The organism is Ureibacillus manganicus DSM 26584 (genome assembly GCF_000772945.1).
GTDB classification, from domain to species: domain Bacteria; phylum Bacillota; class Bacilli; order Bacillales_A; family Planococcaceae; genus Ureibacillus; species Ureibacillus manganicus.
Map to the genome: position 1 here is coordinate 81808 of NZ_JPVN01000005.1, position 13601 is coordinate 95408.

The window sequence follows — 13601 nt, forward strand, 5'->3', positions numbered from 1 at the left end:
TCGAATGTCGATTTGGTCTGAAATCCATTGGTTTTTATCTTATACATTAGTCATCAGAACGCATGCCTGTATAAATTAAAATCAAACGAAGTAATTCTAACACGGCTACAGCTGCTGCTGCAACGTAAGTCATCGCTGCCGCATTTAACACCTTTTTCGCGCTTCGTTCTTCGTCATTGTTAATAATCCCAAGTGAAACTACCTCGTTCATCGCCCGTTTAGAAGCATCAAATTCTACAGGTAATGTAACTACTTGGAATAATACTCCCGCAGCTAATAAAACGATACCTAATAATAATAAGCCTGACCATTGAGCTAGGATACCGATAATTACAAATATCCATGATGCATTTGAAGAAATGCTTGCAACAGGTACTAATTTAGAGCGTAATGTTAAAAATGAATATGCTTCTTTATGTTGTATTGCATGTCCAACTTCATGTGCTGCTACTGCTGTACCAGCAAGTGAAGAATTATAATAATTATCCTCAGACAATGCCACAGTTTTAGTCATAGGATTATAATGATCAGATAATACGCCTTGTGTAGGTACTACACGCACGTCATATAAACCGTGTTGATCTAGTATCATTCGTGCAACTTGTGCACCAGTCATACCTTTTTGTGCAGGTACTTGTGAAAACCTTTTATATGTGCTTTTCACTTTAAGCTGGGCATAAATCGGCAAAAGCAAGATGACTAGAAAATAAATTATAAACATTCCTCCTGGCAATTCTCTCTCCCTTTCTATTTTTAGAATTACTATAATTTAATTTTAATAATAATTTATAGTTTATGCAAATATTCTTTCCTGTTATGTGCAACAAAAGCGATTGCAATACAGGCAATCGACAACCAAAATGTAAAATAGCCAATATGATTAGTATACTTAGTAACAACATGATAATACGGAAATTGTCCATAAACATAGTCGATCACATCATTATGCAATGTCCAGATGGCCGCAATAATTACGTGGCTATACGTAAATCGATACTTTCCAATATAAATAACCGCCTCGACAGCCATCATAAAATGTGAAAAGACTAACATCCACGCCTCAGGTTCAAGAGAACCGTTCTCATACAACGTCAGTAAATTCATCACTACGGCCCAGATTCCATACTTTACTAACGTTATAAGAGCCAATGCTTCAATTAACTTAAAGTTTTTCCCCAGCAACCAACCAATTACTGCAATTGAAAAAAATAAACTTGCCGTTGGACTATCTGGCACGAAAATTATAAATTGCGGTGCTGTTATTGCTAATTGATATTGGTACCAAATATAGCCATAAATTGTACCAGCTGCATTTACTATCAATAACAATGTTAAAAACGTTCTGTGTGTTAACAAATACCATAAATGCGTTAACAAATTCATAATACACCCCTGTAATAGTTTTGAAATAAGATGAATAAAATAAGTATATATATGTATTAAAAGACGAGATATGTCCCCTATATTTTACAAGATAGTGAACAAATATGTATAGTAATTAGAAAAAATTAAAACGAAGTTAAAATGAAAGAGAGTCAGTTACCCGACTCTCTTTGACTAGATAGATTAATCTATTATTCTGCTTCTTTTAATCCTGCGATGAACTCAGCTAATTGTTGAAGTTCTTCGTCAGTACCTTGGAAAGCGCCAGCTGGCATTCCGCCACGTCCGTTTTGAATAACTTCGGCAACTTCTTCAGCAGTTAGTTCGTTACCTAATAACATAGGTCCACCAGCACCTGCTAAGTCACCACCGTGACAGCCTACACATGAAGCTTGAGCTTGGTAAATTTCATAACCAGGAGCAGTTTCATCAATCTCTACATCAGGCAATAAACCTAAATGTTTGTCAGTGATAGCACCTTGAGCTTTAGCAGCTTCCCAATCATGGTTTACAACAGATTCCCAAGTTAAATAGAACATTGCAGCTACTGCTAAAATCATTAAAGCAGTAGGAATTGGTCTTTTTGACGGACGACGTTCAGGACCTTTATCTAGGAATGGCATTAAAATTAAAGCACCAATTGCTAGACCTGGAACAACGATTGCTCCAATAATGTTGTATGGACCTGAAGCATAAGTGTATTTTAATAATTGGTACAAGAATAAGAAGTACCAGTCTGGTAATGGAATATATGAAGCATTTGTTGGATCTGCTGGACCTTCAAGTGGTGAAGGATGTGCAACAGTTAACAAAAGATAACCGATTAAGAAAACAGCACCAACCATCCATTCTTTTAATAAGAAGTCTGGCCAGAAAGCTTCTGTTTTACCAGGATACTCGGAATAGTCTTTTGGTTGATTCACCATACGGTTATTTGCCTTAATACGTGAATCACCAACGAATTTCATCCCTTTTCCGCGTTGCATAGTGTCCCCTCCTTTAGTAAATCATAAAAACATTTGTTTGGATCATAGCGGTCCAGAAATACCTTGTTTACGAATCATGATAAAGTGCGCTGCAAGTAATGCAAATAATGCAGCCGGTAAGAAGAATACATGAATTGCAAAGAAACGAGTTAACGTTTGAGCACCAATAATTTCAGCATCTCCTGCTAATAAGATCTTAATAAGATCTCCTAAGAACGGTACCGAACCTGCAATTTCAAGACCTACTTTCGTTGCAAACAACGCTTTCATGTCCCAAGGAAGTAAATATCCTGTGAAACCTAAGCCTAACATTACACAGAAAATTAAAACACCCACAATCCAGTTTAGCTCACGAGGTTTCTTATAAGAACCTGTGAAGAATACACGAAGCGTATGTAAGAACATCATTACGATAACTAATGAAGCTCCCCAGTGGTGCATACCGCGAACAATTTCACCGAAAGCAACTTCGTTTTGTAAATAATAAACTGATTTCCATGCATTCTCAACGTCTGGCACGTAATACATAGTTAAGAACATACCTGATAAGATCTGAATAACAGTAACAAAGAATGTTAGTCCACCGAAACAGTATACGAATGCAGAAAAGTGATGTGCAGGGTTAACGTGCTCTGGCACTTCGTGGTCGGCAATATCACGCCAAATAGGTGTAATATCTAAACGCTCATCGACCCAATCATAAATTTTGTTTAGCACAATTGTCTACCCCCTAACTAATTAAACTAAAGTATTTGCGATTTTTTTCCCAAGCAGTAAGAATCCATCTTTTTCAGAAACTTCATACTCATCTAAAGGACCTAATGGTGGTGTTCCAGGTATGTTTTTACCTGATTTCTCATAACGTCCAGCGTGACAAGCACAGAAGAATTGATTTTTGTGAGCTGGATCACCCTCCCAGTTCACAGTACAGCCTAAGTGTTTACATACAGGTGAAAGTGCTACTATTCTGTCACCATCTCTATACACCCATGCAGCCTCAGTAACGTCAGATTTGTACCAAGCATCAACTTGTTCAAATGTAAAATCTACTTTTACTGGATCTTCATTAATATCAGCAATTTTTTTACTAGTTTGTACAAAATCACCTTCTGCTTTAACTTGAAGAGCTGGATCTATTGCAAAACGCAACATTGGCATTAATACACCAGCCGCCATAAATCCACCAACACCTGTTAGAGTGTAGTTTAGAAATTGACGTCTTGTAACTCGATTTTTACTCATCCTTTTCCCCCCTCTAACTAAAAGGTCAGTCCAACGGACATACTTTTACAAATAATAAAACTAGGACATATCTATGATATATCAATAAAATAGGTAGGTCAATATTGCATTCTCTTTCATTTGGAAAGATTGTGAACATTTAATGAAACAAATTTCTAGCTTTGAGACCATTTGGAAGATAGTACAGGAATTACTTGTTTAAGTTGATCTTCTAAAATTGTCTTTTTAACTGAAAGATCCATTGATTCTAACGGAATAGAAGGTAACCAAATTAAGTCCACTTCATCCTTTAGGCTTGTCCAACTATGATCACAAGTAATAAATACGACATGCTTAAAGCCAGCACTTCGGAATTCTTCTTGAAGTTTTACTGGTGAGATACTATCTTTTGATTGTTCAATATATGAAAATGGCGGCATTAACATTAGACGTCCTTTAAATTGTTGTTCTATAAAAGAAGTTAATGACATTAAATAATGCGCAGATGAACTAGATTGTTTAATGGTATCGTCTTTAAGATTTACAGAAAGTAGTGGAATTATAACTGTATCGATAAATTCTTTTTGTGATTGAAACTGTGAAACATCTTGAACATTAAAAAACATAATCTTTCCTCCAACAAGAACAATCGTATAAAGTATTAGATTTTTACGATATTCTCAAACATATTTTTTTATAAGAGATGTATCTATGTGAAAAGTTAAACATACATATTCAAAAGTAAAACAGTAGAGAAGCTCCCATATGAAAGCTTGTTGGTGCCTCCACTGTTTTACAGTTTACTAACTATTTTTTGATGTTTGTTTTAATGCTTGTAACAAATTTGAAAGCTCATAAAACTTTTCTTTGTCACCTTCATCTAAAGCATCATCTATTTCCTTCAACAATTTTTCTTCTTGAAATGCTAACATGCTATTGTTTAATAATTCTTCTGCTATAACTCTGTCTTTTTCGCTGATATGAAGAAACTTCGGCATATAAGGGTTTTCCTCTAAAACCGCTAAGTATTGCCTGCTCGGTGGAACATTTGGAAAATTTAATTGTATATACATACTTTCGTTAGGATGTAGGCGAAGATCATGAAAGGATTTTTCAGCATCGCTTGTCATGATATTTCCTTTATAAAATCGAAATGGAACTCCGTTTGAATCTACACTAGACATGACAATTGCTCGGGGGCAATAATGAGCCTCCTCAACAAAATGAATATTTTCAAGCAAATTATCATTACTCAATAAATAATTTAAAATCCAAACACATTCTCTACGCTTTAACTGATAATTCTTTAAAAACCACCTGACAAAAGCCTTTTTATCAACGAGCGGAACGGAAGAAGTCATTAGCTTTCCCTCCTTTAGTCAAGAGTATCTAGCAAATTTACCCAATGTTCTTCTAAAGGTTCCAGTGCAATTAATCGGTTTACAACTTCACGTGCTTCTTGCCTTTTACCATCTTCTATCAAGAAGTAACAATATTTTTCTAAAAACGACGTATCATCTTTAAAATCATTATATGCTACTTTGTAAATTTCGTATGCACGAAGGTACTGTTCACATTTTCCGTAAGCCTCCGCCACATATGGAAGAATCGTATGAATACTAAAATTATTTCTTTCTAATTCTTCATATAGATCAATAATTTCTTCATTACGATCTTCATGTGCATAAATCGACATAATAACAACAATTGCATCTATATATTCTGGATCTAATGCGATTGCTTGTTTCAAATAGTCGATTGCTTCATCTGGGAAACCATTTTTAAGGGCAATTTTCCCTGCAAATAAATAAAAGGACTTTTCATATTCATCACGCTTAATGCCCTCTTGAATAACAGCATATGCTCGTTGGTTGTCTTCTATCATTGCATAGCTCTCTGCTAATAATAAATAACCACTAAAATAATCTGGATCTAACTCTTTTAAATCTTCAAGTTGCTTAGTTGCAAGTTCATATTTTTCTGACTGAAAAGCTGCATATCCAGAACCAAACATCAAATCAGGTGTCACCTTTTCTTCTAGAGCTTCCATGTAAAAGTCTAAAGCTGTCTCAAAAGCCCCACCTGAGCTATAAGCTTCTGCAAGTCTTTCCGCTAATAATACTCCTGCAATTGTTTTTTCCTTTTCATGCAATTCTTCATAAATACGACATGCTTCAGGAAAACGGCCCGTTTCATATAAAATTTCAGCTTTAGCAAACTGTAATAATGGTTCATTAGGTAAAATTTCAATTGCTTCATTAATTCGTTTTTCAGCGACTTCAAATAATCCTTGCATTTGATAATAATCTGCTAATAATAATAGACTTTGAGGATATTCTGGTGCATCTGGTTGAATACTCATTAATAACTCTAATGCTTCATCTTCTTCCCCTAATTCAATTAATACGGAAGCTTTATCAATTGCAATTTGCGCCTCTTCTGGATATAAAAACTGTAAGTGTTCTAATACTCGATTTGCCTCATTTAAATAACCATATTGCATAAACAATTCAGCAATTTCATATTGCTGCTCTGGTGCTTCGTTTATTAAAAAGTCCTCAATAAAAGTTTCTAATTTTTCTAAGTCGCCATTTTGAATGGCCTCAAACATATCGTTCATACGATTTGTCATTTTATTCACCTAATCTCTATTTTTATCATTTTACCGTTACATAAGAATAACTAAATAATATTATAAAAACACGAATTGTTGCCACAATGCAACAATTCGATATTTTTCTTATGCGGATACACTCTAATTTATTCTAAACTATCCTCCAAGAAAAAACTCTCCTTTTAAAAAGGAGAGTCCGATTTATTTTGATTTGTGAATTAGTTCTTCCACATGATCAAAAAATGTTGGATATGAAACTGCTATGCAATCCGAATCATCAAGTTCAATTGGTTCTTCCGAAATTAAGGCTGCTACTGCTGCCATCATTCCAATTCGGTGATCTCCGTAAGACTTTACAGAACCGCCATTAAGTTTAGTTGGGCCTTCTATAATCATTCCATCTTCTGTTGCTTCTATATTAGCACCTAATTTTTTTAACTCTGTCACAACAGCAATTATACGGTCGGTCTCTTTTACTTTTAGTTCCTCTGCATTGCGAATAATTGTTTTTCCATTAGCCTGAGTTGCAAGTAATGCGATAATTGGAATTTCATCAATTAGTCGAGGAATGATATCCCCCTCAATAGTTGTTGCTTCTAATTGGGATGTTCGAACAATGATAGTTGCAGTTGGTTCAGCAGCTTTCTCGTCTTCAATTTGAATCGAAAAGTCCGCTCCCATTTGCCTAAGCACATCAATAATTCCTGAACGCGTTGGATTTACTCCGACATTTGTTAATGTAATCTCACTATTTGGAACAACTGCACCTGCAACTAAGAAAAATGCAGCGGATGAAATATCGCCCGGTACATTCACGTGAGTACCAAATAATTGTTGGCCACCCTCAATTGAAATAACGCCATCATCAACCGTTACACTTCCACCAAACTGTTTTAACATTCGTTCAGTGTGGTCTCTGGAAACTTCTTTTTCACGAACAATTGTTGTCCCATTTGCACGTAAACCTGCCAGTAAAATAGCTGATTTTACTTGAGCACTTGCAACAGGCATTGTATAGTCTATTGCTTTTAATTGAGTACCTTGTATTGCTAATGGTGTGAATTGACCATTTGCTCTACCAGCAATCTCAGCTCCCATTAATCGTAATGGATCAATCACCCGGCGCATAGGACGTTTACCAATAGACGAATCACCAGTCATTACTGTATGTAAATTTGTCCCTGCTAATATTCCTAGCATTAATCTTGTTGTAGTACCAGAATTCCCAGTGTATAGTACCTCATTTGGTTCTTTCCAAGCATCAATTCCAGAACTAGTGATTGCTACATTTGTACCATCAACTTCAATTTCCACACCTAATTTACGAAAAACATCTATTGTACTTAGACAATCTTCTCCAAGTAAGAATCCACTTACAGTTGTTTTCCCCTTTGCTATGGCACCAAACATAACTGAACGATGGGAAATTGATTTATCACCTGGCACTTCTATTGTGCCTTGCAAACTTTCGTTTTGGTAATTAAGTATTTTAGTATGAGGCATTGGAGTTAACTCCTTTCATTTTTGAGAAACTCTATCTATGCAATATGCATTTCGAATTTTGTACGGCTCTGTAAACAGTTCACCGCTTTTTCGCGAATTTCGCTCGTTTGAAAACTAATCACTAATATCCCGAATATATCTTCGCGTGCTTCTAGTATCCGTATATTCGTAATACTTATATTGTCTTCTGCTAAATATCCTGTAACTTCCGAAATTACCCCTGGATAGTCTGGAATATCAACATATAAATCAAAAGTTGTATAGAAAGCGCCTGTTGAAATTGGTAATTGATCACGAACATCTTTTGCCACTGCAAAATAATCTTCTATTGACTTGTCATCATTAGATTCTAGTATAGAACGAACACGATTCATCTCATCCTGCCAAACATTAAGTTGATCTAATAGCTCTTTCCGATTTTGTAATGTAATATCTCGCCAAATAGAGGGGTTGGATGATGCAATACGTGTAATATCACGAAAGCCCCCTGCAGCTAAAAGCGAAGTCATCGGAAATTGTTGTTTTTCCCCATTTAATTGATGAACAAGAGAAGCTGCAACAATATGAGGAAAATGACTTACAACAGCTGTCATATGGTCATGTTCGTTTGCATCGACTTTTACAAGTTTTGCAAGTGTATATTTTAAAAGTTGTTCCAATTTTATGATTTGTTTACCATTTTCATCTTCAAAGGGTGTTAACATGTAATAAGCATTTTCAAACAAATACTGTCTTGCAGCGGTAACTCCACTTTTATGAGAACCAGCCATAGGGTGACCACCAATGAAGGTAATTCCCTTTTCCTTTAATTCAACTGCTTTTTCCATTATTAAAGATTTAGTACTTCCAGTGTCTGTTACAACTACATCTTCTTTTAACGACCAAGTTTTTAGTTCGTTCATCCACTGTAAAGTTCCATTCACTGGTGTACCAAAAATTATTACATCAGCGATACGAGCAGCCTCTTTTACATCCGTAACAACTTCGTGAACAATGTTTAACGTTGCAGCAAGTTCTCTCGTTTTCTCTAACACATCATAGCCATAGACTTTTGTTTGAGGTGCTTTTTGACAAGACAAAGCAATAGACCCTCCGATTAAGCCTAAGCCAATGACAAGAACATTTTGTGTCATGCAAGAACCCCTTGTTCTTTTAGCAGTTCTTCAAGTAAGTGTAAAAATTCAGCATTTTGTTCTTCTGTTCCAATTGTTACACGAATATATCCTGGGGCACTCAGAGCTTTTCCACTACGGATTATAAATCCACGTTTCATCATTTCTTTAAATACAAGATCACTATCCGCTTTCACTTCAAATAATATGAAATTTGTTTGAGAAGGATAAAAATTTAAATTATGTTTTTCACAGAATTCTACAAATTGTAGTTTCCCTTTTTCATTTTTCTCAGTACATTCACTGATAAACCCTTGATCCTGTAATGCGATAGTCGCTACCTTATGGCTTAGGACTGTATTATTAAATGGAGCACGCACTGGATCTAGTTTACTTATAACATCTTCATTGGCAATTGCATACCCAACACGGAAGGACGCAAGACCATATGCTTTAGAAAATGTACGCATAATAATTACGTTTGAATTTTCTTCTACATAGTGAAGTGTATTTTTGTATTCTGGTGCGTTAACATATTCGAAATAAGCTTCATCTAAAACTATTAAGACATCTTGAGGTACTTTTTGGATAAATTCACTTAACTCCTCATCGGATACGATTGTACCTGTAGGATTATTTGGATTACAAACCCAAACGATTGATGTATTTTCATCGATTGCTTCTAACATTGCATTTAAATCATGCTTTCCATCTTTTAAAGGAACTTCTCGAACTTCAGCACCTTCAATTTCAGCATTATGGCTATACTGTGAGAATGATGGTTTTGCCATTACAGTATTTACACCAGGATATAGTAAAGCTCTAGTAACAATAGCGATTAAGTCGTCAGAACCATTTCCAAATATAAGTTGAGTTTCTTTTACTCCTAAATGCTCTACTACAGCTGTTCGTAAAATTTGAGCGTAGCCATCTGGGTAGATCGCATGATTCGTATGATCTGATTCTAGAAATGCTTTCACTTTTGGTGAAAAACCGTATGGGTTTTCATTGGAAGCTAATTTCACAATTTTATCCAATCCATATTCTCTTTGAACTTCCTCAATAGGCTTACCTGGTTGATATGCTTTCATATCATGAATTTGTTGCTTCCATTTCATATGAAAAGACTCCTCTTTATGCAAATTTTTTATTTTACTAAATCTGGTCTTAGTGCGACTGCACCGTTTAAATAGACATGTTGAACATCTTTTTGAGATACGTTTGTATTAACATGCATTAAAACACGAATACAAAGTGGCAATGCACCTGGTACATTCATTTCATGCATGCACATTGTCGGAACAAATTGCCATCCTTCCAAAGTTCTTACAGCTTTTGCAGGAAAGGCTGTATTAATGTCTGGAGTTGTAGAAATTACAACAGAGGCAATATCCTCAGGTTGAATATTATTTTCTTTAACGATATTCTCTACCAAATTCACTGTTTCACTATAAATAATTTCCGGGAGATTTGCTTCAATTGTAGTTGCGCCTCTAATTCCACGAATCATTTGCATACCTCCTGTATTAGCTTTCTAAATTCTTGGTCAACTTCTTTACATTCTGAAAGTTCAATAGCTTGTACAAAAGGTGCACCAATTTCTTTAAGTAGAACGAATTTTAAAACGCCATATTCATTTTTTTTATCTTTCAATAAAAACGGTGTTAGTTCTTCAAATGTAAAGTGCGAAACTTGGTCAAATGGATAACCATTTTCATAGGCAAATTTTAAAAAGTCTTTTGTGAATTCGTGACTTACATTTCCATATCGCTTGCTTAATAGTAGAGCATAAACTGTCCCAATCATAACTGCTTCACCATGAGCAATACCACCATATCCAGCAGCAGCTTCAATAGCATGGCCATATGTATGACCAAAGTTTAAATATTTCCGTACAGACTGCTCTGTTTCATCTTCAGCAACAATCCCCGCTTTCACTTCGATTCCCTGTTTCAAATGGTCTGCTAAACTATGAGAATCTAATTCTGTAATAGGAAGTTGCATTAAATGATGTAACCAATTTTCGTTTGAAATAAGGGCATGCTTTATGACCTCCGCCATACCAGAACGAACTTCTTTTTTGCTTAAAGTTGTAAGTATGTGTGTATCATAAATGACTGCTTCTGGCTGATAAAATGCACCAATCATATTTTTCCCTTGAGGATGATTAATAGCAGTTTTACCGCCAACAGCTGAGTCATGTGCAAGAATGGTTGTCGGAATCTGAATGAAAGGAATTCCGCGCATATAGGTTGCTGCTACAAAACCTGCCACATCCCCTACTGCTCCCCCACCAAATGCAATGATTAATGATTTTCTCGTACAGTTTTTTTCTAACAAGTATGTCTGTACGTTGAAGTAGTTTTCAAAGCTTTTACAAGTTTCGCCTGGAGGCATTACGAAGTAATCGAATGGATAAGGGAAGTTGTTTTGAAAATAAGTACTCTGTGCTTCCCATACATGTTCATCTGTTAGAACAATGATTTGGTCGCACTTATCAACCAATCCTTTATACGTTTGTAATGCTTCACGTAATATGCCATTTCCAATAACCACTTCATATGCATGAGATGATGTATTTACTGGAATTCTCATCATTAAAACTCCTTCGCATATTTTCGCATTTCGTCAATTTGCGTTTTTAACTGTGGTAATTGGTCACTGTGGAACTGTTCTATAATCGCTTTTGCTACTTCCCAAGCAATTACATTTTCAGCTACGATAGATGCAGCAGGTACAGCACATGCATCTGAACGTTCAACGCTTGCTTTGAAAGGTTCTTTTGTTTCAATATCTACACTTTGTAGTGGCTTATATAAAGTTGGGATTGGTTTCATCACACCGCGAACAACAATCGGCATTCCAGTAGTCATACCACCTTCTAATCCACCTAATCGGTTCGTATTACGTGTATAGCCTTCTTCTTCACTCCAAAGAATTTCATCATGGACATCTGAACCTTTTTTACGAGCCATTTCAAACCCAAGTCCAAATTCAACACCTTTAAATGCATTGATTGAAAGCATTGCTTGAGCTAACTTACCATCTAATTTACGATCATAGTGTACATATGAGCCAATTCCTGCAGGAAGACCTTCAACAATTACTTCCACAACCCCACCAATGGAATTACCTTCTTTTTTCGTATCATCAATTAGCTGCACCATTTTTGCTGAAGCTTCCGGATCAAGACAATAAACAGGATCTTCTTCAACAATTTTTCGGATTTCTTCAGTTGATTTCCCTTCTGATTTGGTAGGATCAGCTTTAACTCCACCAATTTCAGTTACATGCGAAACAATTGAAATACCTAGTTCATTTAATAAAGCCTTTGCAACAGAACCTACCGCAACTCTTACTGTCGTTTCGCGAGCACTAGAACGTTCTAAAACATTTCGCAAATCACGATGTCCATATTTCATACCACCAACTAAGTCCGCATGTCCTGGACGTGGACGTGATACTTGTCTTTTAATTTCATCTGGATCGACATCTTCAGGAAGTGGATCAGCACCCATAATCTTCGTCCAATGCTTCCAGTCATCATTATTTACTACAAGCGCAACAGGAGAGCCTAATGTTTTACCATGGCGAACGCCACCTACAATTTCAACTAGGTCCTTTTCTATTTGCATACGTCGGCCGCGACCGTGACCACCTTGACGTCGTTTCAAGTCATAATTAATTTGTTCTGATGTTATTGGTAAAAGGGATGGTAACCCCTCGATAATTGTTGTTAATTGGGGGCCGTGTGATTCCCCAGCTGTTAAATATCGCATTAAACACTTTCTCCCTTCAACTCGCTAAAGTATAGTATTTTTTATCTTAACATATTATAACCGAAAAAACATTGGGATTTATGAAGTATTTCACAATAATTATATTTTTTAAAAAATTCTAGCATATTTCTAAAAACTTGTGTAAATTACTTCGTACACGCTATCTATACAAAAAAGAGACTCTTTCGAGAGCCTCTATGTTGTATTTCATTAATTATTGTTTTTTTCGATAAAAGAACGTATCTTCTACTTCAAAATCATATTTTGAAGGGTTAAAAATTTGTTCTGTTGATCCAACAAATAAAATACCACCTGGACGTAATGATTTACTAAAATTATGATATATTTGATCTTTTGCTTCTTCTGTAAAGTAAATCATTACATTACGGCAAACTATTAAATCGTAATTTGTATCATACGGGTCTTTTAGTAAATTATGCTTTTTATATGTAACAGTGCTTTTTATGTCATCTTTTATTTTATAGAATGGTTCTTCATGGATAAAGTATTTAGATTTCATATCAGTTGGTACTTCTGCAAGCGACCTTTCAGGATATAGGCCAAGCTTCGCTTTTTGAATCACATTTTCATCAATATCAGTTGCCATCACATGAATTTGACTTAGTGGTAGATAATTTGAGAGTACCATTGAAATGGTGTAAGGTTCTTCACCAGTGGAACATGCAGCGCTCCAAATTTTTAGTCTTCGATTTTGCTGTAGAAGCAATGGGAAAATCTTTTTCTGTAATATCTCCCAGCGTTTCCCATTACGGTAAAACTCAGATACATTAATCGTCATTCGATCTAAAAATTCGTTCATCAAATCTCGGTCTTTTTCAAGTGCAAAGAGGAAGTCTACAAAGTTTCGAAAGCCCTTTTTTTCGTAAAGGGAAGTTAATCGACGTTTCATCTGAGCTTCTTTATATAAACTTAAATCGATTCCTGTTTTTCGTTTTATTCCTTCAATAAATTGTTCATAGTCTGACATTTTAATCTTTCCCCT

15 protein-coding genes are annotated in these 13601 nt (G+C 35.5%); all 15 read right to left on the bottom strand.

The features are described from left to right. Positions 1 to 46: 46 nt before the first annotated feature. The 15 genes from CD29_RS05205 to CD29_RS05275 all read right to left on the bottom strand — a co-directional run bounded on the left by CD29_RS05205 (position 47) and on the right by CD29_RS05275 (position 13586). Positions 47 to 721 carry a zinc metallopeptidase gene (locus CD29_RS05205; protein ID WP_036184068.1) on the bottom strand — a complete coding sequence of 225 codons (675 nt, stop codon included), beginning with the start codon at positions 719 to 721 and terminating at the stop codon, positions 47 to 49. A gap of 65 nt (positions 722 to 786) precedes the next feature. Next, complete coding sequence (lhaT, locus tag CD29_RS05210) at positions 787 to 1383, bottom strand: lipoprotein heptaprenylglyceryl N-acetyltransferase LhaT (RefSeq protein WP_036183742.1); 597 nt, start codon at positions 1381 to 1383, stop codon at positions 787 to 789. Between the two features lie 191 nt (positions 1384 to 1574). Next, positions 1575 to 2369: a menaquinol-cytochrome c reductase cytochrome b/c subunit gene (locus CD29_RS05215; RefSeq protein ID WP_036183745.1), complete on the bottom strand. Its 795-nt coding sequence runs from the start codon at positions 2367 to 2369 to the stop codon at positions 1575 to 1577. A 42-nt stretch (positions 2370 to 2411) separates the two neighbouring features. After that, positions 2412 to 3086, bottom strand: coding sequence for a menaquinol-cytochrome c reductase cytochrome b subunit (qcrB, locus tag CD29_RS05220; protein WP_036183748.1), 675 nt, complete (start codon positions 3084 to 3086; stop codon positions 2412 to 2414). A gap of 21 nt (positions 3087 to 3107) precedes the next feature. Further along, positions 3108 to 3611: a QcrA and Rieske domain-containing protein gene (locus CD29_RS05225; RefSeq protein WP_036183753.1), complete on the bottom strand. Its 504-nt coding sequence runs from the start codon at positions 3609 to 3611 to the stop codon at positions 3108 to 3110. Positions 3612 to 3766: 155 nt separating this feature from the next. Beyond that, the gene (locus tag CD29_RS05230) at positions 3767 to 4216 is read right to left on the bottom strand and encodes a YpiF family protein (protein ID WP_036183756.1); all 450 of its coding nucleotides are present in this window, start codon (positions 4214 to 4216) and stop codon (positions 3767 to 3769) included. 177 nt (positions 4217 to 4393) lie between these two features. Then, on the bottom strand, positions 4394 to 4951 hold the full coding sequence (locus CD29_RS05235) for a ReoY family proteolytic degradation factor (protein ID WP_036183758.1): 558 nt from the start codon (positions 4949 to 4951) through the stop codon (positions 4394 to 4396). A 14-nt stretch (positions 4952 to 4965) separates the two neighbouring features. Then, positions 4966 to 6222, bottom strand: coding sequence for a tetratricopeptide repeat protein (locus tag CD29_RS05240; protein ID WP_197061737.1), 1257 nt, complete (start codon positions 6220 to 6222; stop codon positions 4966 to 4968). Positions 6223 to 6405: 183 nt separating this feature from the next. After that, complete coding sequence (gene aroA / locus CD29_RS05245) at positions 6406 to 7707, bottom strand: 3-phosphoshikimate 1-carboxyvinyltransferase (protein ID WP_052124008.1); 1302 nt, start codon at positions 7705 to 7707, stop codon at positions 6406 to 6408. A gap of 35 nt (positions 7708 to 7742) precedes the next feature. Then, positions 7743 to 8840: a prephenate dehydrogenase gene (locus CD29_RS05250; RefSeq protein ID WP_036183762.1), complete on the bottom strand. Its 1098-nt coding sequence runs from the start codon at positions 8838 to 8840 to the stop codon at positions 7743 to 7745. Then, positions 8837 to 9937, bottom strand: a complete 1101-nt coding sequence (gene hisC, locus CD29_RS05255; RefSeq protein WP_036183765.1) for a histidinol-phosphate transaminase — start codon at positions 9935 to 9937, stop codon at positions 8837 to 8839. The genes CD29_RS05250 and hisC overlap by 4 nt, the downstream gene beginning before the upstream one ends. A gap of 29 nt (positions 9938 to 9966) precedes the next feature. Continuing rightward, positions 9967 to 10329: a chorismate mutase gene (gene aroH, locus CD29_RS05260; RefSeq protein ID WP_036183768.1), complete on the bottom strand. Its 363-nt coding sequence runs from the start codon at positions 10327 to 10329 to the stop codon at positions 9967 to 9969. Then, positions 10326 to 11414, bottom strand: coding sequence for a 3-dehydroquinate synthase (gene aroB, locus CD29_RS05265; protein WP_052124009.1), 1089 nt, complete (start codon positions 11412 to 11414; stop codon positions 10326 to 10328). The genes aroH and aroB overlap by 4 nt, the downstream gene beginning before the upstream one ends. Positions 11415 to 11416: 2 nt before the next feature. Continuing rightward, entirely contained in the window at positions 11417 to 12598 is a 1182-nt protein-coding gene (gene aroC, locus CD29_RS05270) for a chorismate synthase (RefSeq protein WP_036183775.1), read from the bottom strand. A gap of 214 nt (positions 12599 to 12812) precedes the next feature. Next, the gene (locus CD29_RS05275; protein WP_036183778.1) at positions 12813 to 13586 is read right to left on the bottom strand and encodes a CheR family methyltransferase; all 774 of its coding nucleotides are present in this window, start codon (positions 13584 to 13586) and stop codon (positions 12813 to 12815) included. Positions 13587 to 13601: the final 15 nt, after the last annotated feature.

Coding starts and splice junctions, on each gene's coding strand:
- CD29_RS05205 (WP_036184068.1), bottom strand. CDS start 721: ATGTTTATAATTTATTTTCTAGTCATCTTGCTTTTGCCGATTTATGCC.
- lhaT (WP_036183742.1), bottom strand. CDS start 1,383: ATGAATTTGTTAACGCATTTATGGTATTTGTTAACACACAGAACGTTT.
- CD29_RS05215 (WP_036183745.1), bottom strand. CDS start 2,369: ATGCAACGCGGAAAAGGGATGAAATTCGTTGGTGATTCACGTATTAAG.
- CD29_RS05225 (WP_036183753.1), bottom strand. CDS start 3,611: ATGAGTAAAAATCGAGTTACAAGACGTCAATTTCTAAACTACACTCTA.
- CD29_RS05230 (WP_036183756.1), bottom strand. CDS start 4,216: ATGTTTTTTAATGTTCAAGATGTTTCACAGTTTCAATCACAAAAAGAA.
- CD29_RS05235 (WP_036183758.1), bottom strand. CDS start 4,951: ATGACTTCTTCCGTTCCGCTCGTTGATAAAAAGGCTTTTGTCAGGTGG.
- CD29_RS05240 (WP_197061737.1), bottom strand. CDS start 6,222: ATGACAAATCGTATGAACGATATGTTTGAGGCCATTCAAAATGGCGAC.
- aroA (WP_052124008.1), bottom strand. CDS start 7,707: ATGCCTCATACTAAAATACTTAATTACCAAAACGAAAGTTTGCAAGGC.
- CD29_RS05250 (WP_036183762.1), bottom strand. CDS start 8,840: ATGACACAAAATGTTCTTGTCATTGGCTTAGGCTTAATCGGAGGGTCT.
- hisC (WP_036183765.1), bottom strand. CDS start 9,937: ATGAAATGGAAGCAACAAATTCATGATATGAAAGCATATCAACCAGGT.
- aroH (WP_036183768.1), bottom strand. CDS start 10,329: ATGATTCGTGGAATTAGAGGCGCAACTACAATTGAAGCAAATCTCCCG.
- aroB (WP_052124009.1), bottom strand. CDS start 11,414: ATGAGAATTCCAGTAAATACATCATCTCATGCATATGAAGTGGTTATT.
- aroC (WP_036183775.1), bottom strand. CDS start 12,598: ATGCGATATTTAACAGCTGGGGAATCACACGGCCCCCAATTAACAACA.
- CD29_RS05275 (WP_036183778.1), bottom strand. CDS start 13,586: ATGTCAGACTATGAACAATTTATTGAAGGAATAAAACGAAAAACAGGA.